Source organism: Paracoccus binzhouensis, from assembly GCF_016446475.1.
Lineage (GTDB): Bacteria > Pseudomonadota > Alphaproteobacteria > Rhodobacterales > Rhodobacteraceae > Paracoccus > Paracoccus binzhouensis.
On record NZ_JAEHFP010000034.1, the window covers coordinates 1 to 26007 of the forward strand.

Genomic DNA, 26007 nt, shown 5'->3' on the forward strand with positions numbered 1-26007 from the left:
CCGTCGATGACACGCATCAACTCAAGATTCTCCGGGCTCTCGCCAGCGGGCTGGCGGTAGAACGAGGCTCGCGAGATCGAGACCAGCTGGCAGTGTCGCAAAGTTTCTGGTTCTTCGATGACCTTTGATATGCCATTGTTTTCGGGTAGTTGGGGAGAGGCTCGGGGCGTGATCGAATTCAAGGGCGTGCATTATCCGAAGTCGGTGATCCTTTACGCGGTGTTCTTTTATGTTCGCTATGCCGTCTCCTATCGTGATCTTGAGGAAATTCTCGGTGAGCGGGGCGTCACGGTAGACCACGCCACGCTGAACCGCTGGGTGGTGAAATTCGCTCCGCTGATCGCCGCGAGGGCACAAGCCAGGAAACGACCGACGGCTAGCTCTTGGCGGATGGATGAAACATACATCAAGGTGAAGGGCCGTTGGTGCTACCTCTATCGCGCTGTGGATCGCGACGGGCAAACGCTCGACTTCATGCTTGCTGAACGGCGCGATCTCACCGCCGCCCGGCGCTTCTTCAAGCAGGCCATAGAAACGCACGGCGTGCCCGAGAGGGTTGTCATCGACAAGAGCGGCGCCAATCTGGCGGGCCTTGAGGCGGTGAACGTGATCCTGAAATTCACCGGCATTGGTCGAATGATCGAGGTCCGGCAGGTCAAGTATCTGAACAACATCATTGAGCAAGACCATCGCTTCATCAAGCGGATCACGCGGCCAATGATGGGCTTCAAGGCCTTCCATTCGGCCATCGCCACAGTCGCCGGGATCGAGACCGCGCACATGATACGCAAGGGGCAGATCCCGGCTAACGGTGCCTCGGCGTTCCAGACCTTTGCGAGGCTCGCTGCATAATTATGTCCAGCGCTCAGACCCTTTCAGACTGTTTGGAAATTTGCGACAAAACCGGGCAGATCCGTTGGCAAAAGGTCCAGGCTGAGCGCGAAGAGCAGTAGCAGTGTCGGGAACACGACGACCGAAACGTAGGCCACAAGACCCGCAACGCTCGCCAGTCTGTTCGTGATCGCTTCCATCATGTGATTTTCCTTCATCAAGATCTGGTTCACGCGGTGACATATCCAATCGCAGCCACGGCGGCCCCGAGGCCTGCGACGACGCTGCCCATGGGATCGACCGCAGCGATGTCCCGCAGGACGGGCATGAAGACATAGGCGGCGACGCCGGCGATGCCGAGACGGAAGATCAATCGCAAATCATCCTCCTTGCAAAAGTATATACTGAAATCTATATATCGTCTATACCATGAAGGATAGACCGATGGCAATGCTTATCAAGGGCGATGAGATCGACGCGCTTGTCGCCAAATACTGTGCCATGACCGGCGTAAAAAACAAGTCCGAGGCGGTGCGCAAGGCGCTTGCCGCGCAGATCGAGGCGCTTGCCGCCGAGGAACGGCTTGTGGATCGGGTTGGGAGGGTCCAGCGACGCGCGGCCGAGGCGGGGTTCGTCAGCACGGGCGAAGACCTGAAGCCGTTCTTTGACGAGCAATGGGGCGAGGACTGATGTTCCTGGACGCAAGCGCGGTGGTCGCGGTGCTGCTGAACGAGCCGGAAGCGCCCGGTTTGCTGAAGGCGATGGAGGCCTCGCGCGGCACGCTGCGGTTCTCGCCGGTCGTGCGGATGGAAGCGACGCTCGCCCTGGTCAGGGCCAAGGTGCAGGCCCGCGGCAAGGGCCCGGCGGCAGCCGAGGACTTTGCCGCGGCGGCCGAGCTGGTCGACGGGTTTTTCGAGGCGGCTGAAGCGCAAGAGATGCACATCACCACGGGGATGGGGAAGGAAGCGATGCGGGCGCTGTCGGTTTACGGCAAGGTCGTCGGCCACCCTGCGCAGCTCAATTTCGGGGACGCGCTCTCCTACGCCTGCGCGAAAGCCTACCATGTGCCCTTGCTCTACAAGGGCGGGGATTTTTCGGAAACCGATCTGGCATGAGGGATCAGCCATGAAGCTCTACGTTGCGACGTTCTGGACGGGCCATGCCTGGGTCGATCTGCACGATGATCCGCGGCCGTTCCGCGCCGCCTCGGCCGGGGCCGATTCCGCATTACTGGCGGGGAAGAGAACGACCAAGCTGCGCCCGGCTGAAGTTAAAGCGGCCCCCGAAGGGGCCGCATAGGTCAGAGACCGAAAAGCTTGATGATGAAGGCCGTCAGGCCGGCAATGGCGCCCACGAGGCCGGTCGCGACGGCCAGCGGATACCAGCGGGCCTCGGCATTGATCTTCGAGGTTTCCGCGATCAGCTTGGCGATCTCGGCCCGCATCTTGTCGTCGGCAAGGGACTGTTCAGCGGTGGTCATGTCGGCGTCGCTCATTGGATGCTCCTTGTGAAATGTAAGCGATGAGACCGAAGATTGCGAGGCTCTAGCCGCCCCGCACGGTCGCAGGCATGCGGACACGCTGAGTCAGGGACGGCCCGGCACGGGCCGCTTGCAAGGCCGCGCTCGCGCGGCCGCCGTCCTTGACCAGTGTGGTAGAATGACAAGATCCGTGTGGTGGTGGATAGGTCCGGCCCCGGCCGGCGCCTGGCGCTGGCCGGGTTAACAGCCGGACGCGACCGATGGCGCGACGGTTCTGCCGCGCAGCGGGCCCGGCGCGGCCTTAGCGCCGCGCCGTCGCCGGCGTTCTGGCTTGCCAGGGCGACGGCGACGGCGAACACCAGGAACAGGGCAAAGAAAAAGCCGCCCCGAGGGGGCGGCCACGCTGCGCCTGGTCTGATGATCCTGCGTGGATCCTCCCGAAACTATCTGCCGCTTTTCAAGGTCGAGAATGGACGTCAGCTTTTGGGTCGATCATCGCGCCGTGCGCTTGCAGCTTTATACACCTCGCTTCGTTCGCGACGACCAACTGCGACCACAGTGACGGTAATTTCTGCATCCTCCACGCGATAGACGAGTCGGTAGCCGGCGCTGCGGAGCTTGATCTTGTAATGATCCTCCAGACCATGCAGCGCATCAGCAGGAACACGGGGCTGCTCCAGACGTTCGGCCAGCTTCTTCCGAAACTGCACCCGAAGCGTGGCACCGAGCTTTTTCCACTCCTTCAGTGCGGATGGCAGGAACTTAAGCTCAAAGGTCATCGAGGCCCACGCTGATCGGCGTTTCATCCGCCCGGGCCTTAATGACATCGACAAGCGCCAGGTCGTCCAGCCGCTCCATCATCGCCTCGTAAACATCGGCCGGGACCATATAAGCCATGACGCGATTGTGGTTCAGCACGGCGACGGCCTCGCCTTGCGCCTGATCCATGATGGCGGTCGGGCTTTTCTTCAGATCAGAGACACTGACCGCGATCTGGGCTTCAACACGTTGCATGTTCGATCTCCACAAGGTCATTCATTGAGCGATGAGCAGGCTGACCGAGGCAGCGATCAAGGACAGCAAGACCACCCCTGTTTGCCATCTCGGCAATTCGGCGAGCACATCGTCCGGCAGCCAACTACCCGGAGCGAAGCGCACCAGCATTTCCAGTGCGATCTGGGCGAGGACGCCCACGATCAGCGCCGCATTCGCCGCGCACCCCAGGATCGAGTCAAACCTCCAGCCGTCAGTATACGTCAGGCGAAGGATGGCGAATGCTCCAAGAGCAAACAGCGCGAGCTTCGCTAGTGCACCTTTTTCAGAATCCGTCATATCAAGCCTCTTTTAATGCGAAAATAGATACCATATTTCGCACTAAATGCAACACTGAAATGCGCTACCTGTGGCCTCGCAGCGGGCCCGGTGCGGCCTGAGTGCCGCGCCGGCGGCGGCGTTCTGGCTTGCCAGGGCGGCGGCGGCGAATACCGGGAAACCGGCAGAGAAAAGAGCCGCCCCTGATGGGGCGGCTAGTATTCGGCAAGGACCGCATGTGCTCTCACAGGACATGCCAAACTTGCGATGCGCCGTTCAACTTGTTGCGCTCGCAGGTTGACCAGGTCGAGAGAAGGAGAACCACAGCATGCCCAGATTGATTCCAATGCTCATGGCAGGGATGGCTCTGTTACCATCGCCGGTCATGGCGCAGAGCGGCAGCCCGAACGCAGTCTGCTTGCCGCCGGAGGAATCCGCGAAAGGCTCGGCGTCGAGACGTCGATGGCCCTAGATGATTTGCTTGCGGCGAGCTACCAGATCGTCGAGGCGGCAGGGCGTCCAGTGATTTTTCCGCCCGCTGCCTAGCCTCTCTCGAAAAAGCCTGGGTGCGGCGCGTTGATCCCATAGGTGATCGCGCCGTCTCCGAACCGCGCATTGATTTGATCTACCGCGGCAGACACCTGTTCGCCGCGCGTCCGCTCGGCCGACACCCCGCCCGTCGATCCCAAGACGATTCTGTCCCTGAGCGTGGTGTCGGTTTTGGCTGAGGCAGTCACCGGCGATGTTCCGGTAGGCTCTGGTTGCGGTGCCGTGCCTGCGGGCAGACTAGGGCAAGGCTTCCAGAAAGGCATCGTTCTCGGCCGGGGTGGCGATGGTGACGCGGGCCCAGTCCAGGAAGGGGGGCTCCTGCCATCCCTTGATCAGCACGCCCCGGCGCCGCAGCGCCTCGACGAAATCCGTGGCGGGGCCGGGTGTGCGGAAGAACAGGAAGTTCGCCTCGCTGGGGGCCACTGCATGGCCGGCTGCGGCCAGCGCCCCGGACATGCGCGCGCGTTCGGACCGGGCCAGCGCGACGATGCGGGCCAGATGTGCCCCGTCCTGCAGGGCGGCCAGCGCGGCGGCTCCGGCGAAGGCGTTCACGGCGAAGGGGTTGCGGGTCTTGCGCAGCGCCCGCGTCAGCGCGGGCGACGAGCAGAGCCCGTAGCCCACCCGTGCCCCGGCCAAGCCGTATGCCTTGGAAAAGGTGCGCAGCGAGATCCAGTCCAGCCCCGCCTCGCGCAGGATGGCGCAGGGATCGAAGGCCAACGCGGGGTCGAGATATTCGCGGTAGGCCTCGTCGAAGACCACCAGCGTGCCCTGCGGCACCGCCTCCATCAGCGCGCTGAACTCTTCGAGCGACACCGCCGGACCGGCCGGATTCGAGGGCGAGGAGAAGATCAGCACCCGCGCCGGCCGGCGCAGCGCTTCGACCAGGCCCGGCAGGGGAAAGGTCCAGTCTTCGGCAAAGTGAACCTTCTCGACGCTAGCGCCGAAGGCCTGGGCGCCGAACTCGTGCAGGCCGAAGCTGGGGCAGATCGTCACCACCCGGTCGCCAGGGCGCAGCACGCTGCGATAGATCGCGCCGATCAGGTCTTCGGAGCCGTTGCCGACGATCACCGCTTCGGGGTCGATGCCGGTGGCAGTGCCGATGGCCTCGCGCAACGCCAGGTCGGCCGCGTCGGGATAGCGCCAGATCCCGGCGGCACAGTCGCGCATCGCGGCGATGGCGGCGGGGGCGGGGCCCAGCGGGTTTTCGTTGCTGTCGAGCTTGGCCCGCGCCTCAACGCCATAGACTGCGCGAAAGCGGTCCAGCGCCAGGCCGGCGTTGTAATCCGCCAGCGCGGCGATTTCCGGGCGGATCAGGGACGTGTCCTGCGACATGGCTTGCCTCTACAAATCGAAAATCTTGCCGGGGTTCATGATGCCCCGCGGGTCGACGGCCCGTTTCAGCCGCCGCATCAGTTCCAGCGCCGGGCCGTGCTCGGCGGCCATGTAGTCCTTTTTCCCCAGGCCCACGCCATGCTCGCCGGTGGCGGTGCCCTCCATCGCCAGCGCGAGTTCCACCAGGCGGGCGCTGATGCGCTTGCCAAGCGCCAGCTCGGCCGGGTCGCTTGCGTCGAACAGCAGCACCAGGTGGAAGTTGCCGTCGCCGACATGGCCGACCAGCGGCGCGACCAGCCCGGTCCCGGCGATCTCGGCCTTGATGGCGGCGATGCATTCGGGCAGGCGCGACAGCGGCACGCAGACATCGGTGGAAAGCCCGGTGACGCCCGGCCGAAGCGCCCGCGTCGCATAAAGCGCGTCATGGCGGATGCGCCACAGCTTCGCGGCGTCCTCGGGCGTCTGCGCCAGCTCGATCCGCGAGGCGCCCGCGCTCTCGGCCAGGTCGCGAAACAGCGCGACGTCATGCGCGACGGCGGGGTCCGAGCCGGTAATCTCGACCCAGAGCGTCGGGCTTTCGGGCAGGTCGGTGCCGGAGTAAGCGTTGATCGCGCGCATCTGCAACTCGTCCGCCAGTTCGATGCGGCTAACGCCCAGGCCGAATTGCAGCGCCTCGACCACGCAGCCGGTGGCGGCGTTCAGCTCGGCAAAGCTGCACAGCAGCGATTGCGCGGCGGCGGGGATGCCGAACAGCCGCAGCGTCAGCTCGGTGATGACGCCCAGCGTGCCCTCGGCCCCGACGAACAGATGCGTCAGGTCGTAGCCCGAGGCGGACTTGCGCGCCCGCCCGCCGGTGCGGATCACCTGGCCGTCGGGCAGTACCACGGTCAGCCCCAGCACCAACTCGCGCATCGAACCGTAGCGCACCGTCGTCGTCCCCGAGGCGCGGGTCGAGGCCATGCCGCCCAGCGTCGCATGGGCGCCCAGGTCGACCGGAAAGAACAACCCGCAATCGCGCAGTTCCTCGTTCAGGCGCTGGCGGGTGGTGCCGCATTGCACGATGCAATCCATGTCCTCGGCATGGACCGCCAGCACCCGGTCCATGCCGGACAGGTCCAGCGTGATGCCGCCTTGCGGGGCCAGCACCTGTCCTTCGATCGAGGAACCCGCGCCGAAGGGGATGACGGGCGCGCCGTGCCGATGGCAGATCGCCAGCGCCTGCGAGACCTCGGCAGTATCATGCAGCAGCAGCACGGCGTCCGGCGGCGCGGCGGGCAGCCAGCTTTCCGCCGCGCCGTAATGCGCCCGCGCCGCGGCCGAGGTCAGCAGCCGCTCGCCGAAGATCGGGCCGAGTTCGGCCAGCGCGGCCTTGACCGCGCCGACCGGGGTTTCGTGGGCGTCAAGGCTCATTCCGTGAACCACCAGCGTTCGGAGGCGCGGGCACCGTCCAGTTCCCAGTCGTTGCCCAGTTCGGCATGGGCGATCTTGTCCGAGGTGGCGTCCAGGAAATCGGCCCAGAGCGGGGCGATCATGCCGCCATCCTCGGCGATCAGCGACTGGCATTCCCAGTAGAGCTGCCGGCGCTTGGCCTCGTCCTTTTCGCCACGCGCGGCCAGCAGTGCCTTGTTGAAGGCCTCGTTGTCCCAGCCGGTCTCGTTCCAGCTGCCGATGCTTTCGCGGGAATAGGCCAGCGTCAGCATCACGTCCTCGTTGACGCGGCCCGACCATTTGGTGGCGAACATCGGGCGCTTGCCCCAGATGTTGGACCAATAGCCGTCGTCCGGCTCGCGCTTGACATCGATGGTGATGCCGGCGCGGGCGGCCTGCTCGGCATAAAGCTGGGCCATGTTGGTCGCGCCGGTAAAGGGCGCCTCGGCCACGTGCAGCGGCACGGTCAGGCCCGAGACGCCGGCCTTGTCCAGCAGCGCCCTGGCCTTGTCGGGGTCGTAGGCATGCTGCGGCAACTGCGGGTCGAAATCGGGATAGGCCTCCGAGATCGGCTGGTCGTTGGCGATCGAGCCATAACCCGACAGGATCTTGTCCAGCATCTCCTGCCGGTCGATGGAGAGCTTCAGCGCCATGCGGACATTCGGATCGGCGAACAGCGCATCCTTGCAATTCATGCTGAAGGCATAGTGCTGCTTGCCCTTGGTCTGCAGCAGCTTCACGCCGGGCATGGCGCTGAGCAGCATGGCCGTCGCCGTATCCGCCGCGCCGATGGCGTCGATCTGCCCGGTCTGCAGGGCGGTGGTGCGGGCGTTCACATCGGCGATGGCATGGATCTCGACCGCGTCGAAATGGGCGCGGCCTTCCTTCCAGTAGTTCGGGAAGCGCTTCACGAGGCTGCGCACGCCCGGCTCGAAATTCTCCAGCACATAGCCGCCGGTGCCGATGCCCTTGCCGAAATCCTTGTCCCCGGCCGGCACGATCAGCAGGTTGACGAGCGCCATCAGTGCCGGGAAGCCGGAATTCGGCCCGTTCAGGCTGATGCGCACCTCGTTCGGGGCAGTCGCCGCGATGTCGGTGATCGTTTCCAGCAGGGACTTGACCTCGGACACCGTGTCCGGGCCGCGATGCAGGTTCAGCGAATAGACCACGTCGTCGGCGGTCATGGTCTTGGCATTGTGGAACTCGACGCCCTGGCGCAGCTTGAAGGTCCATTCGGTCAGCTCGGGGTTCGAGCCCCATTCGGTGGCCAGCTCGGGGATCAGCTTGCCGCCGGGGCCGACTTCGACCAGGCAGTTGCGCAGCTGGTATTGCAGCTGCATCATGAAGCGCGTCTCGTTCAGCTGCGGGTCCAGCGTGTCGGCGCTGTCGAAATCGGCCACGGCGACGCGGAAGGTGCCGCCCTTGCGCGGCGCATCCTGCGCCAGCACGGGCAGGGGCCGCAGGCCCAGCGTGGCCGCCGCGGAAAGCGCCCCTGCACCCAGCAGCACGGAACGCCTGGTAAACAAACTCGCCATCGGATCTTTCTCCCTGATCTCGTCCCGCCTGCCGGCCGTGCCTGGTCGTTGACGGGAACCTGTTTTTATGACTGACCTAAACGCTAGACTCGGCCCCCATGTCGGACAAATCAGTTTGCGTGGTGCGCGCGACAGTTCAGCTAAACTATCGAATCCAGCCAGGACCTTTCGCCATGAATCCGACGCTGCCCCCGTTGCGTGCCTTGCAGGCCTTCGAATGCTTTGGCCGGCTGGGATCGGTCAATGCCGCGGCGCGGGCGCTGGGGGTGACGCCGGGCGCGATCAGCCAGCAATTGCGGCTGCTTGAAGAGCATGTGGGCGTGGTTCTGCTGGTCAAGGACGGGCGGCGGGCGACTCTGACACCGGCCGCGCGGGCCTATCACGAGCTGATATCGCAGGGCTTCGGACGGCTGATGCTGGCGCAGGACTATATCCTCGCGCACAAGCAAAGTGAGGAGCTGACCATCTCGGGTTTCCCGACGCTGATGCAGAAATGGCTGAATCCCCGCCTGCCCGAATTCCAGGCGACTGCCCAGGACCTGGCCATCCGCGTGATCTCGACCCATCAGGAACCCGATCCGCATATGCTGGAGCAGACCTTCCGCCTGACCTACGGCGAGGCGGCGCGGCGCTATCTGCACAGCCGCGCCCTGTTCACCGACTGCTGCTTTCCGGCCTGTTCGCCCGAATTCCTGCAACGCCATCCCGAGGCGCTGGATCCCGCCGTCCTGGCCCGCCTGCCGCTGATCGGCATCGACTGGGGCGGCGGCTACACGACCGAGCCGCATTGGCGCGACTGGTTCGAATCGCAGGGCCTTGGCGAGCTGCCGCCGATCCGCCCCGTCGCCGTCCATTCCATGTCCAGCCTGGCGCTGGAGGCGGCGATCGCCGGGCAGGGCGCGGTTCTGGCCCAGGGCTCCTTCGCCGCCGAGGACATCCGCGCCGGCCGGCTGGTCCGGCTGTCCGAGGCCAGCCTGCAAATGCCCGACGCCTATTTCGTCTGCTGGGGCCCGACGACGCTGGACCGCCCCGTGGCGCGGGATTTCCTGAACTGGCTGATGCGCGCCACCAAGCCGCTGCGCAGCCGGACGGTTCAGTCCAGCTAAACGATCTGGCTGCGCTTCTGCGCTGAACGCTTCGGCATTCGCCTATACATTTGCCGAAACGCAGCCACATAAGGTGCAGCCATGTTCCTCAAGAACGCCTGGTATGTCGCGGCCTGGAGCCATGAGATCACCGACAGCCTTCAGCAGATCCTCGTCCTGGGCGAAAAGATCTGCATCTTCCGCAACAGCCAGGGCGAGGTGATCGCGCTCGAGGATGCCTGCCCGCATCGCAAGCTGCCGCTGTCCAAGGGCCGCATCAAGGGCGACAATGTCGAATGCGGCTATCACGGGCTGACCTTCGACTGCGCCGGGCAATGCGTCTGGGCGCCGGGCGGCGGGCGCATCCCCTCGGCCGCCAAGGTGCGGCCCTATCCGGTGCATGAGAAATACGGCCTCGTGTGGATCTGGATGGGCAACGCCGCCATTGCCGATGCGGACGAGATCATCGACATTCCGAATTTCGACAGCCCGGACTGGGGCATCAACTGCGGCGCCGCGATGGAGCTGCGCTGCAACTATCTGTTGATGTGCGACAACCTGCTGGATCCGACCCATGTCGCCTGGGTCCATGAAAGCAGCTTTGCCCAGGACGCGACGCGCGACACGCCGCTGAAGGTCACGCGGACCGAAAACGGCGTCATCGTCCACCGCTGGATGATGGATGTCGAGCCGGCGCCCTTCTACAAGAAGATCGTCGAGTTCGACGGCAATTGCGACCGGCTGCAGCATTACGAGGTGCGCTATCCCGCCCACGCCCTGATCCGCGCCGTCTTCACCCCGGCGGGGACCGGCGGGCCGGACGGCACGCTGCACGAAAAGACCTTCGTCATGGACAGCTACAACTTCATGACGCCGACGACCGAGACCGAGACCCGCTATTACTGGTTCCAGCTGCGCAACATCCGCCCGCATGACGAGGAACTGTCGAAGATGATGTCCGAGGACGTGCGCCACGCCTTCGAGGAGGACCGCGCCGTGCTGAACGAGGTGCAGATCGGCATGGCCAGCAAGACCTCGCCGCATATCGACCTGTCCATCGACGCCGGCCAGCTGCGCTTCCGCCGCCAGCTCGAGGCGATGATCGCCGAAGAGCGCATGGTCGACGAGAAGATGAGGGCCTGATCCATGGCCGATCCGTTCCGCCGCTTCCGCCTGGCCCGCAAGGTGCCGGAAAGCGCCTGCATCACCTCGTTCCATCTGGTGCCCGAGGATGGCGGCCCGCTGTGGGACATGCGGCCGGGCCAATACCTGACGCTGCGGATCCCGGCGCTCTCGGGGCCGGTGCTGCGGACCTATTCGCTGTCGGCGCTGCCCGAGGGGCGGGACCATCACCGCATCAGCGTCAAGCGCGAGCCGCAGGGGCTGGGCTCGCGCTGGCTGCACGACCAGCTGGCCGAGGGCGAGGTGATCGAGATCGCCCCGCCGCGCGGCGGCTTCGTGCTGGACGAGGCCAGCACCCGGCCGGTGCTGCTGCTGGCGGGCGGCGTCGGTCTGACGCCGCTTCTGGCCATGCTGCACCGGCTGGCGACGGGGGCGCGGCGGGTGTTCTTCGTGCAGGCGGCCGAGAACGGCGAGGTGCACGCGCTGCGGGACGAAGTGGCGGCGCTGGCCGCAGGCTCGGGCGGGCGGATCATCGCACGCACGGTCTACCGCGCCCCGACCGAGACCGACCGCGCCGCGCGCCGCTTCGATGCCGAGGGCGTGGTGGACCGCGCCTTCCTGCAATCCCTGCTGCCGCTGGACGATTACGAGGTCTATCTCTGCGGCCCGACACCCTTCATGGTGGCGATGTGGAAGCTGCTGACGGGCTTGGGCATCGCCCCCGCCCGCATCGCATACGAGTTCTTCGGCAAGGGCGGCTCGCTGGCCGCGCTGGCGGCCGGGCCGGGGCCGGCATCCGCACCCGTGCATGGCAACCGCATCCCGGCGCGGGCGCCCAAGTCCCTGGCCAAGCTGGAATTCCTGACCGATCCCGATGCGCTTGGCCTGCCCGATGCGCTGCCCGGCACGGTGGCCGAGGCGGCAGCCAAACAGGCAGAACCGACCGAATCCGGCGCCGAGGTGGTCTTTGGCCGCTCGGGCCTGACCCTGCCCTGGAACGGCGCCAGCCGCACCATCCTGGAGCTGGCCGAGGCCGCGGGACTGGAGCCCGAGTTCAGCTGCCGCGAGGGAATCTGCAACACCTGCCGCTGCGCCATCCGCGAGGGCGCGGTGGAATATGTCACCGATCCGCTGGACCCGCCGGGGCCGGGGCAGGCGCTGATCTGCTGCTCGCGCCCGGCGGGGCGGGTGGTGCTGGATCTGTAGGAAAGGGGGCGGTGTATCCGCCCCCTTTTCGTTTCAGCCGATGCGGCGGTCCAGCGCCTCGGGCGCGATCTCGGGGCCGATGACGAACAGGTGGTCGCCATGGCCGACCAGCCCGTTGCGGCGGCGGATCAGCACCCGACCCGCGACCGGCGCCGTCAGCACCTGCGGCGCCTGCGTGATGTCGAAGAGGTCGTAGAGTTTCGCGACCGGCTGCCCCTCGGCCACCTCGTCGCCCAGTTCGACCAGCGGCTCGGCCAGGGCGTGGCGCATGGCGGTGACTTGGCGGCTGCCCGCGCCCAGGTCGACGAAGCGGGTCTGGCAGGCCGGGCCCGTGGCCAGCCGCTTCGTCGCCTCGGGCGCGACGATCCCTTCATGCGCCAGCAGGTTCAGGATGCCGTTCCAGCCATGGCCCAGCGACCGGGGCGAGACCTGCGCCATGCCGCCCAGTTCGCAGGAGATCATGGCGCAACTTGCCGCCAGCGCGGCGCTGTCCAGGTCGCCCCCGGTGCTGCCCAGGCCCACGACCATGGTCCAGGGCAGGCCGAAGGCGCGGGCCAGCGCCGCCCCGCGCCGGTCCTGGGCCGGATCGCCGGTCAGCGTCAGATAGGCGGCGTCGAGGTAATTCGTCGTGCCGCCGCCGGAATGCAGGTCGATCACCAGCCCGGCGCGCGGCAGCAGGTGGCGGTTCAGGAACCCCGCCAGCGCCCGCGTCGGCCCCTGTCCCGTCGCGCCGGGAAACACCCGGTTCATGTTGCCCCCATCCAGCGGCGAGACCCGTGTCCGCGCCATCACTGCCGGCATGTTCAGCGCCGGCACCAGGATCAGCCGGCCGGCGACATCCTGCGGCTCCAGCGCCTCGAACAGCCGGCGGGTGATCAGCTGCCCCTCGTATTCGTCGCCGTGATTGCCGCCAACCACCAGCGCCGTCGGCCCTTCGCCGCCGGCAATGACGCCGATGGGGCTGCGGATCACGCCGAAATCGTGCCGGTCGTCGGAATGGCTCAGGTCGATCCAGCCCGAGGCCTTGCCGGGGGCATCGAGGTCGAGTTCGCAGGTGACGGTGTCGTAGCGGTTCATGCGGCGCCTTTCTCTTGCATCTGTCGCTGGCCCAGCAGGCGGGTCAGCCAGTCCGGGTCCATCTCGGGGACCGAGGACAGCAGTTTCTCGGTATAGGGATGGTGCGGCGGCTGGAACATCTGCGCCTTGGGGCCCTGTTCGACCACCGCGCCGTTCTGCATCACCACCACCTCGTCCGCGATGGAACGCACGGTGGCCAGGTCGTGGGTGATGAACAGATAGCTCAGCCCCATCTCGCGCTGCAAACGGTCCAGCAGCCGCAGGATGCCCTCGGCCACCAGCTGGTCCAGCGCGCTCGTCACCTCGTCGCAGATGATGAGCTCGGGCTCGGCCGCCAGCGCGCGGGCGATGCAGAGCCGCTGCTTCTGCCCGCCGGACAGCTCGCCCGGCAGGCGGTCGATGAAGCGGTCCGGCTCCAGCTCGATCTGGTCCAGCAAGTCGCGGATCCGGTCCTCTTTCTTGCGGCCGCGCAGGCCCAGGAAGAACTCCAGCGGGCGGCCCAGGATCTCGCGCACCCTGTGACGCGGGTTCAGGGCGGTGTCGGCCATCTGGTGGATCATCTGCAGCCGGCGCTGCAGGGTGCGGGGCCGGTTGCGGGACAGCGGGTCCAGCACCTGCCCGTCGAAGACGACCTGTCCCGCGGTCGGCGGCAGCAAGCCCATCACCACCCGCGCCGTGGTGGACTTGCCCGAGCCGCTTTCGCCCACCACCGCCACCGTGCGGCCGCGCGGCACGCTGATCGAGACATCGCGCAGCACCGGATGCGTGCCGTAGCTGGCCGAGACGCCCACGATGCTCAGGATCGGTTCCGGCGCAGCCGGCTCATCGCGCGGGGCGGGCTGGAAGTTGCGCACCGCCCAGAGCGAGCGGGTATAGTCCTCGCGCGGGGCGGCCAGCATCTCGCGGGTCGGGGCTTCCTCGACCTCGCGGCCCTTCAGCAGCACCTTGATGCGGTCGGCCATCTGCGCCACCACCGCCAGGTCGTGGGTGATGTAGATCGCGGCGGCGTCGTGGCGGCGCACCACCTCGCGGATCGCGGCCAGGACCTCGATCTGCGTGGTCACGTCCAGCGCCGTGGTCGGCTCGTCGAAGATCAGCAGCTCGGGATGGCAGGACATGGACATGGCGGTCATCGCCCGCTGCAACTGCCCGCCCGAGACCTGATGCGGATAGCGCGCCCCGATCCGCTCGGGATCGGGCAGGCGCATTTCGCGATATAGGCTCACAGCCTCGGCCTCGGCCTGGGCGCGGGGCATCAGGCGGTGTTGGACCGGGCCCTCGCAATATTGCGCGATCAGCCGCCAGGCCGGGTTGAAGGCGGCGGCCGAGGATTGCGCGACATAGGCGATGCGCCGGCCCTGCACCTGCCGCAACAGCCGCGCATCCGCTCCGGCCAGTTCCAGCCCGTCGAATCGGATCGAGCCCCCGGTGATGCGGCAGCCCGGCTTGACATGGCCCATGGCGGCCAGCCCCAGCGTCGATTTCCCGGCGCCGGATTCGCCGATCAGGCCCAGGATCTCGCCCCGGTTCAGGCTCAGGTCCACGCCCTTGACGATCTCGGTCCGGCCCTCGCGGCTTTGCGCCTCGATGCGCAGGCCGCGGATGTCCAGCAGTCGTGTCATCCGGTCACTCCTTCAATCCGCTGGACAGGTGCAGCACCCAGTCCACCACCAGGTTCACCGCCACGGTCAGCAGCGCGATGGCGCCCGCCGGCAGCAGCGGCGCGAGGCCGAAGGTTGCCGCCTGCCAGCTGGAGAAATTGGCGAAGGCGATCAGCTTGGCGCTTTCGCGCACCATCGAGCCCCAGTCCGCCGTCGGCGGCTGCAAGCCCAGCCCCAGGAAGGACAGGGCCGAGATGAACAGGAAGACGAAGCAGAAGCGCAGGCCGAATTCCGCGATCAGCGGCGCGCTGGCATTGGGCAGCACCTCGCGGCGGATGATCCAGCCCAGGCCCTCGCCGCGCATCCGCGCGACCTCGATATAATCCATGGTCAGGATGCCCTGCGCCACGGCCCGCGACAGCCGGAACACCCGCGTGCTGTCCAAGACCGCGATCACCAGCACCAGCGCCACGACCGAAGTGCCGGCGATGGTCAGGATCAGCAGTGCGAAGATCAGCGAGGGCACCGCCATCAGCACATCGACCAAGCGCGAACTCGTCGTCTCGAACCAGCCGCCGAGGGTGGCGGCCAGCAGCCCGGTGCCTGCCCCCAGCGCAAAGGCGAGGAGGGTGGTCAGCAGCGCGATGCCGACCGTGTTGCGGGCGCCGTAGATCATGCGCGACAGCACGTCCCGGCCCAGCATGTCGGTGCCCAGCCAATGCTCGGCCGACCAGGGCAGGTATTTGGCGCCGACGATCGCCGCCTCGGGATAGGGCGCCAGCAGCGGCGCAAGGAGCGCCACCACGGCATAGGCGGCGATCAGCGCCATGCCGATCCGGGCCGAAAGCGGTGCCGTCCGCAGGGTCTTGAGCAGAGCGTTCATGCCTACCTCGGATGCAGGAGTCGGGGGTTCGAGACGATGCCCAGCACGTCCGCCAGCAGGTTCAGCACGATATAGGTGGCGGCGAAGATCAGGCAGGCGGCCTGCACCACCGTCATGTCGCGCTTGGCCACGCTGTCGACCAGCAGCTGGCCCAGGCCGGGATAGACGAAGACCACCTCGACCAGCACCACGCCGACGATCAGATAGGCCAGGTTCAGCGCCACGACGGTGAAGATGGGCGCCACCGCATTGGGCAGGGCGTGGACGGCGATCACCCGCCAGCGCCGCAGCCCCTTCAGCTGCGCCATCTCGATATAGGGCAGGGCCAGCAGGTTGACGATGGCGGCGCGCGTCATGCGCATCATATGCGCCATGACGATCAGCACCATGGTCAGCGCCGGCAGGAAGGTCGCGTAAAGCCGCGCCCCCAGCCCCATGCCGGGCGAGACGGTGGCCAGGCTCGGGAACCATCCCAGCCAAGCCGAGAACAGCAGGATCAGGATATAGGCGACGAAGAATTCGGGAAACGAGATCACCGCCAGCGTCGAGGTCGAGATGAAGCGGTCCAGCGCCGAGCCGCGGTAAAGCGCCGCCAGCAGCCCCAGGCCGATGGCCAGCGGCACCGCGATCACCGCGGCATAGCCGGCCAGGAAGAAGGTGTTTGCCACGCGCTGCCCGATCAGTTCGGCGATGGGGCGCTGGTTGGCCAGCGACAGGCCGAAATCCCCGGTCAGGGCGCCGCCGAGCCAGTGCAGGTAACGCAGCATCGCCGGGTCGGTCAGGCCGTTCCTTTCGCGAAAGGCGGCCAGGGTCTCGGGCGTCGCGGACTGGCCCAGCACCTCGCTGGCGATATCCCCGGGAAGCAGTTCGACGGCCCAGAAGATCAGTGCCGAAACGACAAGCAACGTCAGCGCGCCGATGGCAAACCGGCGCAGTACCAGCTTCAGGATCATGGGTTCCTTGCTCTCTTATGGCTGGGCTTGGGGGTGGATATGACTAGGTATAATGACAGCCCCGCGCCACAGGTCCAGCCTCGCTTAGGTTAGCTGGCCTGTCGGACATGTTAGAGACACTGCGGATGGTTCTGTGCTCATCTGGGGCCAGCAACGCCAAGGTTCAGCATGTGTACGACGACCAGTTTCCGCGTCATCAAGGCGGATATCCTGCGCCGCATCAGCGGTGGCGAATGGCCGCCGGGCTCGCTGCTGCCGAACGAGCTGGCGCTGGCGCGGGAATTCGGCGCGGCCAGGGCCACCGTCAGCCGCGCCATGCGCGAGCTGGTCGACGACGGCATCGTCGAGCGCAAGCGCAAGGCCGGCACGCGGGTGCGGCCGGTGCCGCTGCGACAGGTGCGGCTGGACATCCCGCTGGTCCGGGTCGAGGTCGAGGCGCAGGGGTCCAGCTATCGCTATGCGCTGGTTTCCTCGGAGTCCGTGCCGGCGCCGAACTGGCTGCGCGCGCGTCTGGACTTGCGCCAGGGCGCCGAGATGCTGCACCTGGTCTGCCTGCATCTTTCGGACGGCCATCCCTACCAGCTCGAGGACCGCTGGATCAACCTGGGGGCCGCGCCGCAGGCCCGGCAGGCGGATTTCTCGACCCTGGGGCCAAGCGAATGGCTGAGCCGGCAGATGCCCTTCTCGGACATCGAGATCAGCTTCTCGGCCAGCGCCGCCGAGGCGGAGCAGGCCCGGCAGCTGAGTTGCGCCGTGGGCGACCCGCTGTTCCGCATCGAGCGGCAGACCTTCTGGGAGGGCCGGCCGATCACCTTCGTGCGCATGGTCTATCGCTGCGGCCACCGGCTGATCGCCCGGTATTGAGGGATGGAACGGGTGATCTGGTTGGTATTTGCTATGGTCCTTCTTGAAGGAAGCAGGGGCAGCGGCAACGAATCTGGCATTACAGTTGCGTTTTCAGCTTGATATGAGCCTGTCTTGCCGCGGCCTGATGCGCCCTTCGCCACAATGACCATGCGATGATCTGTGCGGGCTGGATTTGACGCTGTGTCATGCGATTGGCGATGCGGCGGATTTCCCGGATAGACCACCGGATCAGGGGTGGAGGCGCGGGTTGCGCATCGTTTTTGGGGGCGGCGCGGCATTGGCATGATGGCGGATGATGGCCGTCATGGCGAAGGCCAGCATGACCAGGGAAACATGGCGGTGCCAGCCGTGCCACGAGCGCGTCTCGTTGTGATCGAGGCCAAACTCGTTCTTCGCGGTCTCGAAACTGTCCTCGATCGCCCATCGGTGACCCTCGATCCGCACTAGGTCATGTTGACAAATGGCGGACCCATAGGCGGATCGAGGTTATGTCGATAAAGGCCAGGAAGCTTTCTGCGGTTTTGTCGTAGCGAGTGGCGACGCGGCGGGCGTTCTTGAGCTTGTTGAAGCAGCGTTCGACGAGGTCGCGTCGCCGATAGAGGGTGCGATCCACGGCAACCCGCAGCTTGCGGGATTTGCGCATCGGGATGATCGGGACGACATTGCGCGCCTCCATGGTTTTGCGAACATTGTCAGAGTCATAGCCGCGATCCGCTAGCAGAACGGCGGGCTCTGGCAGGTTGTCGCCCATGACCAGATCGAAGCCCAGATAGTCCGATGTCTGGCCCGGTGTGATGTCCGATCTCATGGGGAGGCCCGCGCCGTTGACGCAGAGGTGGATCTTGGTCGTGAAGCCACCTCGCGAACGGCCGAAAGCTTGTCGCGGAGTCCCCCTTTAGCGCCCGCTGCCTGATGATGGGCGCGGACGACGGTGCTGTCGATCATCTGCAGGGTGGCTGGGACCAGCCCGCTCTCGTTCAACGCATCCATGATCTGCTCCCACAGCCCCGCCAGGGTCCAGCGCCGGAACTGACGGTAGACGGATGACCACTTGCCGAACTCCTCGGGCAAGTCACGCCAGGGCGACCCTGTTCGCGCTATCCAGAAAATCCCATCCAGAACAAGACGATGGTTCAGGGGTTTGCGTCCGTTCGGGGCGCGGGCGGCAAGGATGAAGCGTTCATGAAACGCCCACTCCTCGTCCGACATCAGGTCTCGTGCCAAGCTGGTCTCCATCGCAGATACCAGCTTGAATCACGTTCAGACCGCCATGTGAATCCATTTTGTCAACACGACCTAGGTGTCGAAGAAGGTGGTGCGCAAGGTGATCCGCACCGGGATAACGGAGTTCACCTACACCCGGACGGTTCAGCCACGCCCGAAGCTGGGCGCCTGGCTTGAGGAGTTGAGCCGGCTGTTGGCGATCAATGCGGCTCGTGGAGGCCGGGAACGCCTGACGCTGATCCAGGTCTACGAGGAACTGCGCGGTCTCGGGTATGAAGGCGGGTATGATGCGGTCCGCCGCTACGCCACGGTCTGGGCGCGCACTCAAAGCTCCGGTGCCTCGTCCGCCTTCGTGCCGCTGAGTTTTGCCCCCGGCGAAGCCTATCAGTTCGACTGGAGCCACGAGGTTGTCCTGATCGATGGGGCGACGACCACGATCAAGATGGCGCATGTCCGCCTGTGCCACAGCCGGTCAAGACGTGCAAGTTGGATGCTCTATGCCTTCATGATCGTTTCAAAGTATGCCTCGGGCTGCCTGATCGCTTCGCCTTTTCCCAACAGGTAGTCCAAGATCAGCAAAAGCCGTCCAGCCCCAGCTTTCTGAAGACCACGCATCAGTTTTTCTTGGCGTATTCTAAGCAATCGACCGATGTCGAAGAGAACGCGGTTGAGGGCTTCGCTTGTTCGTGGAGGGTCTGGGAAGAAGTCCGCGACATGTGAAAAGTCCGTCCATGCCATTTTTGCCGGGTCCCGGTTCATGGTCGGTGCTCCAACGCTTTGGGAAGCGTTGGTCTGGTTCACGTGCGTGTCTTTCTTAATATGTTCTTTTTTTACAGACTCTATCTGCCGGTCATTTTGTCCGTTCCTGGCGGACATTTCGCTCGCGCACTCACGGCCGAGGGTTTGGTCTTGCGATTGCTCTCGGTCCGCACGGGTGTTTGAATCGTGGCACTCTCCGTAGCTCGGTTTGGCATTGGCTCCGAGCTCGCGGAGACCAGCGATGATTTGCAAGACTGTGTCGGCAGTCAGGGTTGCTCGACGAAGCAGGTTTCGGATCGTTTCCAGTGAAGCCCGCCGTGCGTCATGGAGCTGTTCGTCCTGTAGGAGGGACGCGCGCAGCGCTAGCGCTTCTGCCTTGAGGGAGCGGAGGCGTTCACGCTCTTCCGTGACCTTCGATGCTCTGGCTGCAAGAGCGTCGTGGCTCTGCATTAGCGGACCCAAGTCGATCCCAAACGCATCCCTGATGATCCCTCCGTAGCGGAGAGGGAAGCGTTTCCCGTTCGCTGAACTCTTTCGCTGGATGAGTCCCGCAGCCTCAAGGCGCCCCAGGCAGCGGCGAAGCGTTCTTTCATCAATGCCGTTTGCGCGCTCTGATAAGGAGGCGTTTGAAGGAAACACAACGGTCAGCTTGCAGTGTGTTTCACCAGAGTTGGGGCTCTGATCGCGCGGAAGAAAGCTGATGAGCGCTGTCAGTACGGTGACGTCGTTGCTCGTGAGGCTCAGGTCTTTCCGAAGAACCCGCACCGGCCCCAGAAGCTCGTAGGGGTTAGGGCAGGCATTAGCTGCCTGTTCCGCCAAGGCGGTTCGTGCTTGAGTGACATGTCTCATGGTGTTTCGGAAGAAAAAGCTTCCCCGTTCACCGCGAGCGGTGTTGAACTCGATTCGTTTTGGGGGTATCAATCAGGTGTCGAGACTGATTGAGGCCCTTCGGAAGCACCGCTTTCGGGGGGTCTTTCCTTTTCTAGCCGTTCCTCCTTTCGTTTTCTGCTCGTTGCTCTTGATGTCTTGACCGCGGTCAAGACACGGGGTCGTCACTTTGGGCCGTCTTGACCGCGGTCAAGAAGCTCTCCGATCAGCTTTCGGACGGCCTCTTCGACGCGTGGGGCAAGATCAGCGTCCACATCGATAGTGATGCGATTGCCTTTGCGGCCGATCTTCACGCGCTCACCTGGCTCAGCCTTGGGCGGAGTTGTCTTGGTGGCCGTGAGCAGCGTAACCGCTGCGTCAAGCCGCTCTGGGCCAGGCAAGCTACGGGGGATTTCGCGGGCGACTTCCTTGGCTCTCGAGACGTCCTTCTCGCACAGCCTGAAAAGCTTCTCCCAGACCCGCCGACCAACGCCATGTGCTGGTCCGATGGCCTGGATCAGCTCCATCGGAATGCCCGTCGCGATACGGTTCATCCGAGAGACGAGAGACTCATCGATCTGGAGTGCCCGATAGGCGATGGTCTGGGCGTTCTTGCGCGTCTCGTCTGTTTTCCCAAGTTCTCGAATGATGCCGGCGACGAACAAAGCCCTCTCGATAAACGAGGGGTCTTGGCGGGCATTGTTCTCCACGCCCTGGGCGATCAGTGCTTCCTCTTCGGTCATTTCCATGACCGTGGCGCGCACCTTCTGACCAAGTTCACGACAGGCGAGAAGCCTGCGGCGCCCATAGACGATCTCAAGTGCGCCATCTTGGGCTCGGCGGATAAGAATGGGAACCTTTTGCCCATGCTCCCGGATCGAGGACACAAGTTCCTCGAGGCCATCGCTCGGATCGATACGGTCCATGACCGCGGACATCCGCACGGTGCTCGGGTCGATCAGGCGCGTGGCGTGTTTGTCTTCCTCGAGCACGGACGCTTGCGCACGAGCGATAGTTGGGCTCGTGCGCTTCAGATCAAGATCCGCACCTTCGTCCGGCGCTGCAGCATTGCCCATCGCGTTCTTAAGTGAATCTCCGAAGACCTTACGCGCCATGGCTACGCCCCCATGCCTTGAGGATTTCGCGCTCAACTTCGTCGGTAACGCGCGAAACGGACTCGATTGCACGCTCGTAGGTTCTGCGGTTCACGTCGCGAGGTTCGACCTCAAAGATGCTCTGCTGGGTGTTTGCAGCATCGCCTACGGCCGTCGACTTCAGGAACTCGGCCGGGAGTACCGCATCGCCGAGCACCGTCCGAAGCAGAGACGAGATCTGGACCTGTGGACCGTCAGTATTCTCGTAGCGGGTGATCAGCACGCGGACGAAGTTCAGACCGTGTTCGGGAGCATGCGCCTCGACGACACCCATCAGGTTGCTCGCCATACCGAGGAAGCTCGCCAGGGACATGACATCAAGCATGGACGCGTTGAGCGGGATCAGGACCCCGGTGGAGGCAAAGAGGGCAGAGATCACCGAAAAATTCAGCTGAGGCGGGGTGTCGAAGATCACCACGTCATATCTGTCCAGGACAGGCTCAAGTGCTTCGCGGATACGGCTGTGGAACGTGGTGGCTCCGTGTCGGAAACTTAGTGCGACTTCGAACTCGTACTCCATGATGTCCATGGATGCCGGGATAAGGTCGACCGTCGGGAAGTTCGTCTTGCGAATGATATCGGAGGCGGGCAGGGGACCTTCCGATCGGATCAGATCGTAGGAGGTCGGCATGTCCGGATCGAGTTCAGGGGTCACCCCGAACAGGTTTGTTAGGCTTGCCTGGCTGTCTAGATCGATCAACAGGACCCGATAGCCGCGAAGGCCCAGTAGCTGACCAACATGAGCTACGGTCGACGTTTTTGCGGACCCTCCCTTCAGGTTGAAGATTGTCACGACCTGGCACGGTTCGCCGGCTCTTCTGTGAGGGTGCTCATCGGGCTTAATCCTGCCCGTCTCAAGAAGGACGCGTTGGGCCTCGACCATTTCCTCGGCAGAGAAACTGCGGCGGTTGCCACCCTCGAGTATACCTTCGGGAAAGCCTTCGAGGTTTGACACATGGTGGCGGAAGGTGTTCTGGTTGAGCCGTAGGAGATCTGCCGCTTCCCGCATCGCGAAGCGGCGAAGACCCTTCTGGGCATCCGGTGGAAAAGTCTCCTGAGCATGTTCTCGCAACCGGCTACCAAGCCGCTTGGACATGACATCGAATCTTTGAGAGGCTCGTATCCCGCTCATCACTGCCCTCAAGTCTTTATTGTTTTGTAGACCTTAACAGTTTTGGTGAGTAAATCCAGCCCAAACCGTTGAACGGCGTATGCGCGTTGAAGGGGCTGATTTCTGACGAGAGAAAACCATTAAGTATCAGTGCGTTGGGTGGCCTTGTTCGCAGCGTACTTCAACAGCTCGTGGGTCGTGGGGTCGTGGCCACAACATGTATTGTGGACGCCTACGGACTGCAGATCATAAGAATCGCATGGCGATTCCCGCGACTTCAATCAAGCAGCCCCAGCCTCTCGGCTCGCTCCAACAGCATCTTCGCGGATGACGGCTGCCAGCTGGTCCGCCCACGCGGCGTCCGCTCCCGCATTTTCTCGAGCCTGTTGCAGATTTCTTGCAGCGTAATCTCCGGGTTTGCGCCCTTGATGCCGGCAACGATGGCCGGCAAACGGTCGTCGGTATCGCGGCGACCGGCACGGCCCAACACGGTTTCGTCCAAGAACCCATCCCGCACATACGCGTTCACAGCGCGGAGCAATCGGCTTTGTGTCCACTGACGTTCATGGGGCAGGGGAGCGTTGATGATGCGCAGCACGTCCTCCCAGGCCATGTCGGGCCGCAGGCGACGAACGTGCGGTACCCAGTCCTGTGCCGTCTCGTTCAGGCGATCCATGTAACCGTCTTGCCTCGCCAGCCGCACTTTGCGAAGCGCCGCGGGATCGCGGGCGCGCAGTCCCGGGTTGCCGCCGATCCGACCCATGCTGCGCGCCGAGGCCAGCCCCGCCTTGGTGCGTTCGCGGATCAGGGCGCGCTCGAACTCGGCCGCGGCGCCGAGAACTTGCAGGGTGAATTTGCCCTGCGGCGAGGACGTGTCGATCGGATCGGTCAGCGAGCGAAAAAAGGCACCTTTCGCCTCCAGCCGCTCGATGACCTCGAGCAGATGCGACAGCGATCGCGCCAGACGATCAATGCGCACGACGACCAGCGTATCGCCCTTGCCTATCCGGTCCAGCACGCGGGCAAGCACGGGCCGGGCGCGGTTTCCGCCCGAGGCCTGCTCCTCGTGGATCTCGACGCAGCCCGCGGATTTCAGGGCCTGCGACTGGGGCAGGGGGGTCTGATCCTCGGTCGAGACGCGCGCGTAGCCGATCAGGGGCATCAAAACAGGCCGTTTGCAGTTTAAGGTATCATAAATAAACGACCGTTTGTAAACGAATGCAAGCAGGTGCTCTCTCGTCGCGCTCGTCCAAAAACCCTTGGTTTCCTTGCGCTGAGCGCGATCTGAGAGGTTTCACCGGCAGTCGCACGCGCATGCTATATAAAGAGCGAAGGCAACCGCCACAAAATCACTTGGGTAATGTGCAAAAGAACAGTATTTTGCACATATGAAGACCCAAGCCTCCGCTTTGACTGATGATTTCGATGATCCCCTCATCACCATCGAGGAGGATGACGAGGCTCACGAAGAGGATCTCTGGTTTCTGCCGGGACCACTCGAAGAAGAACCGGATGATTTGCCTCCCGGGCCACGGGCAGAGTCGCATGAAGCCTCGACCCTCGCCGATTGGGCGCGGGCCGAAGCAGGACTTGCGGCGCACCTCGCTCGGGTGGCCGGACGGATGGGCGCGCTGGACGAGCGGCTGCGGCGCGGCCCCGAGGGCTGGAGGCATCGGCTCGCGCTGATCGAGGCGGCCGAGCTGAGCTGGTTTGCCGGCGACCGGGTAAGTCCCGATCGACTTGCGCTCTGGATGTCCATGCGCCTGGCCGGCGTGCAGGACGACACGGGCGCTCTCGCGCGCGTCGGATGGGCCGTGCGACGCCTGACCGGTGGTCCGGGGCCCGAGTCGGGCTTCGCCGGTTTTCTCGATCGCAGCGACCCCGAGAACATCGCCGATGACGCGGACCGCTTTGCCGATCGCTCGGGAAGTTGGCTGGATCTGATGGAGGCGGCGCGCGATCTGCATCCGATTACCCGCGCCTGCATGGGCTATCACCTATGGAACCTTGCGGGTCTCGGCCAGCACGGCGACCGGATCGAGGCCGCCGTCACAGCGGGCCGGATCGCCGCGAGCGAGGGAAAGGGCGCGGTCTTCGCACCGCTGGCCATGGGTGGGGCAGGGGGGCTGCGCACAGGTGGACCTCCATCCGACCGTCTCGCCCGCTGGCTTGACGGGATGGACAGCGCCACCCTGACCGCCATGCGCCACCTCGACGATATCGAGGCATGGTCAGCACGGGCGGGATCCGTCATGGCATCCCTGTCAGGACGCACGCCGCCTGCCTTGCGTGAGGTGATGGCCGAGTGGCCATTGCTCTCGGCCCCGATGGCTGAAACCCTCACCGGCGCCAGCCGTGCTGCCGTGCAGCGCAACCTGGCATGGATGGAAGGGCAGGGGCTTATTCGGGAAGTTACCGGGCAGGGCAGGTTCCGGATGTGGCGAGTGGCTATGCAACCAATCTGTGGCGCGCCAAAAGGTCCTGAACCGTCATTGCCAGAGGCTCGTCTCGATCAACTAGATCCGTAGCGCGTCGATCACGCGCGCCATGTATGCCGTGTACCCGCGCGACACATGGGGGGCCCATCCGGGCTTCAGGGACAAGACGCGGCACTGGCTTGGTGCGCATCAGATGTTCCGGCGGCTGGGAAATCTCGTGCGGTCTGAGACCGAAGGCGATCTTGACCGCGCCCGCGACCCGGAGGATTACGCCGCGCGGCTGTCCTATTTCGGAGATGCTCTGGTCAGAAACCTGCACGGGCATCACGGCTGGGAGGATCACAGCTATTTCCCGGAGCTGTCAGTGGCCGATCCGCGCTTTGACGCGGGACTGGAGATTCTGGAAAAGGACCACGCGGCGCTGGACAGAGTGCTGGATCGGTACACGCGGGTTGCCAACCGAACGATCAAGCTGATTCAGCTTGATGAAAGTGCTGCCCGTGACGAGGCCGAGGCGGTCGAGGCCTTCCTTGCCCGCCATCTGAGCGACGAAGAAGAGCTGGCGGTGCCGATCATCCTGCATCACCGCCTGCGCGGATGAGCCATCATGACCAGCCCACTGGCGGGCGGTGCAGCGGATTGAAACGCTGCACCTCGCCCGTTCTTTCGACCCGTTTTCTGAGTGAGCGTTAATAATGACCCAATCCAAATCCACCATCCCGGCAGCTTTGCGACGGGTCACGCTAATACGAGCGACTTTGGGCAACCGGTTCGAACCGTGTAAACCCTAGGAAGGCTTGCCGATTTGTTCGCCGAAAGTTTCCAGTATCCAATTGTGAACAATTTGCGCCGGCTCGCTGAGCCGGTGAGATTCCTGGCTCAACAGATAGAAGCCTCTCCCGGTTCTGAATATCTCTCCGGTCGGGTTCACAAGCTCACCAGTGCGTAGATACCGATCGACAACGTGCCTCCATCCAATCGCGATACCTTTTCCTTCGCGGGCCGCGCTGATTACGTTACCGTAATCAGTGAACCACAACCCACCAAGGTTGCCGATGTTCTCGACACCAGCCAGACTGAACAGGTTCGCCCAATCTTCGCTTGCATGTGCCGGGCCGTCCAGGTTCAGCAAGCGGAACGGCTTTGTTGCGCAAATACCGAAGGGGGATTCATCTCGTGAATCCAGCATGGTAG

General features: G+C 64.5%; 29 protein-coding genes and 2 pseudogenes. 11 read left to right on the plus strand and 20 right to left on the minus strand.

Annotated features, from left to right (window positions below; genetic code table 11):
* Nucleotides 1-168 precede the first annotated feature (168 nt).
* Nucleotides 169-852: an IS6-like element ISPko6 family transposase gene (locus I9P22_RS10040; RefSeq protein WP_010398086.1), complete on the plus strand. Its 684-nt coding sequence runs from the start codon at nucleotides 169-171 to the stop codon at nucleotides 850-852.
* Between the two features lie 23 nt (nucleotides 853-875).
* On the opposite strand, the gene I9P22_RS10045 is transcribed toward I9P22_RS10040, so the two are convergent.
* Nucleotides 876-1034 (minus strand): hypothetical protein, encoded by a 159-nt coding sequence (locus I9P22_RS10045; protein ID WP_199259354.1) that lies wholly within the window; start codon nucleotides 1032-1034, stop codon nucleotides 876-878.
* Between the two features lie 26 nt (nucleotides 1035-1060).
* Nucleotides 1061-1210 carry a hypothetical protein gene (locus I9P22_RS10050; protein WP_179922351.1) on the minus strand — a complete coding sequence of 50 codons (150 nt, stop codon included), beginning with the start codon at nucleotides 1208-1210 and terminating at the stop codon, nucleotides 1061-1063.
* Nucleotides 1211-1275: 65 nt separating this feature from the next.
* Between I9P22_RS10050 and I9P22_RS10055 the strand changes: the two genes are divergently transcribed.
* From I9P22_RS10055 to I9P22_RS10065, 3 genes are read left to right on the plus strand one after another with little or no spacing between them, the layout of a single operon-like run.
* Complete coding sequence (locus I9P22_RS10055; RefSeq protein WP_199259355.1) at nucleotides 1276-1521, plus strand: type II toxin-antitoxin system VapB family antitoxin; 246 nt, start codon at nucleotides 1276-1278, stop codon at nucleotides 1519-1521.
* Nucleotides 1521-1946, plus strand: a complete 426-nt coding sequence (locus tag I9P22_RS10060) for a type II toxin-antitoxin system VapC family toxin (protein WP_233253310.1) — start codon at nucleotides 1521-1523, stop codon at nucleotides 1944-1946. The genes I9P22_RS10055 and I9P22_RS10060 overlap by 1 nt, the downstream gene beginning before the upstream one ends.
* A gap of 10 nt (nucleotides 1947-1956) precedes the next feature.
* Nucleotides 1957-2130, plus strand: a complete 174-nt coding sequence (locus I9P22_RS10065) for a hypothetical protein (RefSeq protein ID WP_199259357.1) — start codon at nucleotides 1957-1959, stop codon at nucleotides 2128-2130.
* 1 nt (nucleotide 2131) lies between these two features.
* Here the strand turns inward: I9P22_RS10065 and I9P22_RS10070 are convergent, their stop codons facing one another.
* From I9P22_RS10070 to I9P22_RS10100, 7 genes are all read right to left on the minus strand, one after another.
* Nucleotides 2132-2326 carry a hypothetical protein gene (locus I9P22_RS10070; protein WP_010400642.1) on the minus strand — a complete coding sequence of 65 codons (195 nt, stop codon included), beginning with the start codon at nucleotides 2324-2326 and terminating at the stop codon, nucleotides 2132-2134.
* A 461-nt stretch (nucleotides 2327-2787) separates the two neighbouring features.
* Nucleotides 2788-3090, minus strand: coding sequence for a type II toxin-antitoxin system RelE family toxin (locus I9P22_RS10075; protein WP_199259358.1), 303 nt, complete (start codon nucleotides 3088-3090; stop codon nucleotides 2788-2790).
* Nucleotides 3080-3325 carry a type II toxin-antitoxin system Phd/YefM family antitoxin gene (locus tag I9P22_RS10080; RefSeq protein WP_104491151.1) on the minus strand — a complete coding sequence of 82 codons (246 nt, stop codon included), beginning with the start codon at nucleotides 3323-3325 and terminating at the stop codon, nucleotides 3080-3082. The genes I9P22_RS10075 and I9P22_RS10080 overlap by 11 nt, the downstream gene beginning before the upstream one ends.
* 21 nt (nucleotides 3326-3346) lie before the next feature.
* Nucleotides 3347-3643 carry a hypothetical protein gene (locus I9P22_RS10085; RefSeq protein WP_199259359.1) on the minus strand — a complete coding sequence of 99 codons (297 nt, stop codon included), beginning with the start codon at nucleotides 3641-3643 and terminating at the stop codon, nucleotides 3347-3349.
* A 765-nt stretch (nucleotides 3644-4408) separates the two neighbouring features.
* Nucleotides 4409-5503, minus strand: a complete 1095-nt coding sequence (locus I9P22_RS10090) for an aminotransferase class I/II-fold pyridoxal phosphate-dependent enzyme (RefSeq protein ID WP_199259360.1) — start codon at nucleotides 5501-5503, stop codon at nucleotides 4409-4411.
* Nucleotides 5504-5512: 9 nt separating this feature from the next.
* Nucleotides 5513-6913 (minus strand): FAD-binding oxidoreductase, encoded by a 1401-nt coding sequence (locus I9P22_RS10095; protein WP_199259361.1) that lies wholly within the window; start codon nucleotides 6911-6913, stop codon nucleotides 5513-5515.
* Nucleotides 6910-8466, minus strand: coding sequence for an ABC transporter substrate-binding protein (locus I9P22_RS10100; protein WP_199259362.1), 1557 nt, complete (start codon nucleotides 8464-8466; stop codon nucleotides 6910-6912). Before I9P22_RS10100 ends, I9P22_RS10095 begins: the two co-directional genes overlap by 4 nt.
* Before the next feature lie 173 nt (nucleotides 8467-8639).
* Between I9P22_RS10100 and I9P22_RS10105 the strand changes: the two genes are divergently transcribed.
* The 3 genes from I9P22_RS10105 (at nucleotide 8640) to I9P22_RS10115 (ending at nucleotide 11879) form a co-directional block, all read left to right on the plus strand.
* Nucleotides 8640-9572, plus strand: coding sequence for a LysR substrate-binding domain-containing protein (locus I9P22_RS10105; RefSeq protein WP_199259363.1), 933 nt, complete (start codon nucleotides 8640-8642; stop codon nucleotides 9570-9572).
* An 81-nt stretch (nucleotides 9573-9653) separates the two neighbouring features.
* Complete coding sequence (locus I9P22_RS10110; protein WP_036750770.1) at nucleotides 9654-10694, plus strand: aromatic ring-hydroxylating dioxygenase subunit alpha; 1041 nt, start codon at nucleotides 9654-9656, stop codon at nucleotides 10692-10694.
* Between the two features lie 3 nt (nucleotides 10695-10697).
* The gene (locus I9P22_RS10115) at nucleotides 10698-11879 is read left to right on the plus strand and encodes a 2Fe-2S iron-sulfur cluster-binding protein (protein WP_199259364.1); all 1182 of its coding nucleotides are present in this window, start codon (nucleotides 10698-10700) and stop codon (nucleotides 11877-11879) included.
* A gap of 33 nt (nucleotides 11880-11912) precedes the next feature.
* Here the strand turns inward: I9P22_RS10115 and I9P22_RS10120 are convergent, their stop codons facing one another.
* From I9P22_RS10120 to I9P22_RS10135, 4 genes are read right to left on the minus strand one after another with little or no spacing between them, the layout of a single operon-like run.
* A complete protein-coding gene (locus tag I9P22_RS10120) occupies nucleotides 11913-12956 on the minus strand; it encodes a succinylglutamate desuccinylase/aspartoacylase domain-containing protein (RefSeq protein ID WP_199259365.1) in 1044 nt (347 codons plus the stop codon).
* Nucleotides 12953-14578: an ABC transporter ATP-binding protein gene (locus I9P22_RS10125; protein WP_199259366.1), complete on the minus strand. Its 1626-nt coding sequence runs from the start codon at nucleotides 14576-14578 to the stop codon at nucleotides 12953-12955. The genes I9P22_RS10120 and I9P22_RS10125 overlap by 4 nt, the downstream gene beginning before the upstream one ends.
* 4 nt (nucleotides 14579-14582) lie before the next feature.
* Nucleotides 14583-15440 (minus strand): ABC transporter permease, encoded by an 858-nt coding sequence (locus I9P22_RS10130; protein WP_036750781.1) that lies wholly within the window; start codon nucleotides 15438-15440, stop codon nucleotides 14583-14585.
* A 2-nt stretch (nucleotides 15441-15442) separates the two neighbouring features.
* Nucleotides 15443-16393 (minus strand): ABC transporter permease, encoded by a 951-nt coding sequence (locus tag I9P22_RS10135; RefSeq protein WP_199259367.1) that lies wholly within the window; start codon nucleotides 16391-16393, stop codon nucleotides 15443-15445.
* A 168-nt stretch (nucleotides 16394-16561) separates the two neighbouring features.
* Between I9P22_RS10135 and I9P22_RS10140 the strand changes: the two genes are divergently transcribed.
* Complete coding sequence (locus I9P22_RS10140; RefSeq protein ID WP_116222499.1) at nucleotides 16562-17257, plus strand: GntR family transcriptional regulator; 696 nt, start codon at nucleotides 16562-16564, stop codon at nucleotides 17255-17257.
* 231 nt (nucleotides 17258-17488) lie between these two features.
* Here I9P22_RS10140 and I9P22_RS10145 read toward each other — a convergent pair.
* A pseudogene (locus tag I9P22_RS10145) lies at nucleotides 17489-17707 on the minus strand (transposase); the annotation flags it as partial.
* A 1-nt stretch (nucleotide 17708) separates the two neighbouring features.
* Nucleotides 17709-18496, minus strand: a protein-coding gene (locus tag I9P22_RS10150; protein ID WP_199259368.1) for an IS5 family transposase whose coding sequence is annotated in 2 segments (ribosomal slippage) — nucleotides 17709-18157 and nucleotides 18157-18496 — 789 coding nt in all. Because the reading frame shifts where the segments join, the coding sequence is not laid out codon by codon here.
* Between the two features lie 64 nt (nucleotides 18497-18560).
* On the opposite strand from I9P22_RS10150, the pseudogene I9P22_RS10155 reads away from it, so the two are divergent.
* Nucleotides 18561-18956, plus strand: a pseudogene (locus I9P22_RS10155) (IS21 family transposase); the annotation flags it as partial.
* A 23-nt stretch (nucleotides 18957-18979) separates the two neighbouring features.
* On the opposite strand, the gene I9P22_RS10160 reads toward I9P22_RS10155, so the two are convergent.
* From I9P22_RS10160 to I9P22_RS10175, 4 genes are all read right to left on the minus strand, one after another.
* Nucleotides 18980-20092 (minus strand): helix-turn-helix domain-containing protein, encoded by a 1113-nt coding sequence (locus I9P22_RS10160; RefSeq protein WP_269846640.1) that lies wholly within the window; start codon nucleotides 20090-20092, stop codon nucleotides 18980-18982.
* Between the two features lie 203 nt (nucleotides 20093-20295).
* Nucleotides 20296-21225: a ParB/RepB/Spo0J family partition protein gene (locus tag I9P22_RS10165; RefSeq protein ID WP_199259370.1), complete on the minus strand. Its 930-nt coding sequence runs from the start codon at nucleotides 21223-21225 to the stop codon at nucleotides 20296-20298.
* Entirely contained in the window at nucleotides 21215-22360 is a 1146-nt protein-coding gene (repA, locus tag I9P22_RS10170) for a plasmid partitioning protein RepA (RefSeq protein WP_199259371.1), read from the minus strand. Before repA ends, I9P22_RS10165 begins: the two co-directional genes overlap by 11 nt.
* Nucleotides 22361-22652: 292 nt before the next feature.
* Nucleotides 22653-23537, minus strand: coding sequence for a recombinase family protein (locus tag I9P22_RS10175; RefSeq protein WP_199259372.1), 885 nt, complete (start codon nucleotides 23535-23537; stop codon nucleotides 22653-22655).
* Nucleotides 23538-23763: 226 nt separating this feature from the next.
* Here I9P22_RS10175 and I9P22_RS10180 point away from each other — a divergent pair, with 226 nt between their 5' ends.
* On the plus strand, nucleotides 23764-24903 hold the full coding sequence (locus tag I9P22_RS10180; protein WP_233253311.1) for a hypothetical protein: 1140 nt from the start codon (nucleotides 23764-23766) through the stop codon (nucleotides 24901-24903).
* Between the two features lie 19 nt (nucleotides 24904-24922).
* The gene (locus tag I9P22_RS10185) at nucleotides 24923-25414 is read left to right on the plus strand and encodes a hemerythrin domain-containing protein (RefSeq protein ID WP_199259373.1); all 492 of its coding nucleotides are present in this window, start codon (nucleotides 24923-24925) and stop codon (nucleotides 25412-25414) included.
* Between the two features lie 186 nt (nucleotides 25415-25600).
* Here I9P22_RS10185 and I9P22_RS10190 read toward each other — a convergent pair whose 3' ends face one another.
* Nucleotides 25601-26002, minus strand: a complete 402-nt coding sequence (locus tag I9P22_RS10190) for a LysR substrate-binding domain-containing protein (protein WP_199259374.1) — start codon at nucleotides 26000-26002, stop codon at nucleotides 25601-25603.
* Between the last annotated feature and the right edge of the window lie 5 nt (nucleotides 26003-26007).

Excerpts from the sequence above, each read along its gene's own strand:
- I9P22_RS10045 (WP_199259354.1), bottom strand. The coding sequence starts at position 1,034 with ATGATGGAAGCGATCACGAACAGACTGGCGAGCGTTGCGGGTCTTGTG.
- I9P22_RS10055 (WP_199259355.1), top strand. The coding sequence starts at position 1,276 with ATGGCAATGCTTATCAAGGGCGATGAGATCGACGCGCTTGTCGCCAAA.
- I9P22_RS10060 (WP_233253310.1), top strand. The coding sequence starts at position 1,521 with ATGTTCCTGGACGCAAGCGCGGTGGTCGCGGTGCTGCTGAACGAGCCG.
- I9P22_RS10065 (WP_199259357.1), top strand. The coding sequence starts at position 1,957 with ATGAAGCTCTACGTTGCGACGTTCTGGACGGGCCATGCCTGGGTCGAT.
- I9P22_RS10070 (WP_010400642.1), bottom strand. The coding sequence starts at position 2,326 with ATGAGCGACGCCGACATGACCACCGCTGAACAGTCCCTTGCCGACGAC.
- I9P22_RS10075 (WP_199259358.1), bottom strand. The coding sequence starts at position 3,090 with ATGACCTTTGAGCTTAAGTTCCTGCCATCCGCACTGAAGGAGTGGAAA.
- I9P22_RS10080 (WP_104491151.1), bottom strand. The coding sequence starts at position 3,325 with ATGCAACGTGTTGAAGCCCAGATCGCGGTCAGTGTCTCTGATCTGAAG.
- I9P22_RS10085 (WP_199259359.1), bottom strand. The coding sequence starts at position 3,643 with ATGACGGATTCTGAAAAAGGTGCACTAGCGAAGCTCGCGCTGTTTGCT.
- I9P22_RS10090 (WP_199259360.1), bottom strand. The coding sequence starts at position 5,503 with ATGTCGCAGGACACGTCCCTGATCCGCCCGGAAATCGCCGCGCTGGCG.
- I9P22_RS10095 (WP_199259361.1), bottom strand. The coding sequence starts at position 6,913 with ATGAGCCTTGACGCCCACGAAACCCCGGTCGGCGCGGTCAAGGCCGCG.
- I9P22_RS10100 (WP_199259362.1), bottom strand. The coding sequence starts at position 8,466 with ATGGCGAGTTTGTTTACCAGGCGTTCCGTGCTGCTGGGTGCAGGGGCG.
- I9P22_RS10105 (WP_199259363.1), top strand. The coding sequence starts at position 8,640 with ATGAATCCGACGCTGCCCCCGTTGCGTGCCTTGCAGGCCTTCGAATGC.
- I9P22_RS10110 (WP_036750770.1), top strand. The coding sequence starts at position 9,654 with ATGTTCCTCAAGAACGCCTGGTATGTCGCGGCCTGGAGCCATGAGATC.
- I9P22_RS10115 (WP_199259364.1), top strand. The coding sequence starts at position 10,698 with ATGGCCGATCCGTTCCGCCGCTTCCGCCTGGCCCGCAAGGTGCCGGAA.
- I9P22_RS10120 (WP_199259365.1), bottom strand. The coding sequence starts at position 12,956 with ATGAACCGCTACGACACCGTCACCTGCGAACTCGACCTCGATGCCCCC.
- I9P22_RS10125 (WP_199259366.1), bottom strand. The coding sequence starts at position 14,578 with ATGACACGACTGCTGGACATCCGCGGCCTGCGCATCGAGGCGCAAAGC.
- I9P22_RS10130 (WP_036750781.1), bottom strand. The coding sequence starts at position 15,440 with ATGAACGCTCTGCTCAAGACCCTGCGGACGGCACCGCTTTCGGCCCGG.
- I9P22_RS10135 (WP_199259367.1), bottom strand. The coding sequence starts at position 16,393 with ATGATCCTGAAGCTGGTACTGCGCCGGTTTGCCATCGGCGCGCTGACG.
- I9P22_RS10140 (WP_116222499.1), top strand. The coding sequence starts at position 16,562 with ATGTGTACGACGACCAGTTTCCGCGTCATCAAGGCGGATATCCTGCGC.
- I9P22_RS10160 (WP_269846640.1), bottom strand. The coding sequence starts at position 20,092 with ATGAGACATGTCACTCAAGCACGAACCGCCTTGGCGGAACAGGCAGCT.
- I9P22_RS10165 (WP_199259370.1), bottom strand. The coding sequence starts at position 21,225 with ATGGCGCGTAAGGTCTTCGGAGATTCACTTAAGAACGCGATGGGCAAT.
- repA (WP_199259371.1), bottom strand. The coding sequence starts at position 22,360 with ATGTCCAAGCGGCTTGGTAGCCGGTTGCGAGAACATGCTCAGGAGACT.
- I9P22_RS10175 (WP_199259372.1), bottom strand. The coding sequence starts at position 23,537 with ATGCCCCTGATCGGCTACGCGCGCGTCTCGACCGAGGATCAGACCCCC.
- I9P22_RS10180 (WP_233253311.1), top strand. The coding sequence starts at position 23,764 with ATGAAGACCCAAGCCTCCGCTTTGACTGATGATTTCGATGATCCCCTC.
- I9P22_RS10185 (WP_199259373.1), top strand. The coding sequence starts at position 24,923 with ATGTATGCCGTGTACCCGCGCGACACATGGGGGGCCCATCCGGGCTTC.
- I9P22_RS10190 (WP_199259374.1), bottom strand. The coding sequence starts at position 26,002 with ATGCTGGATTCACGAGATGAATCCCCCTTCGGTATTTGCGCAACAAAG.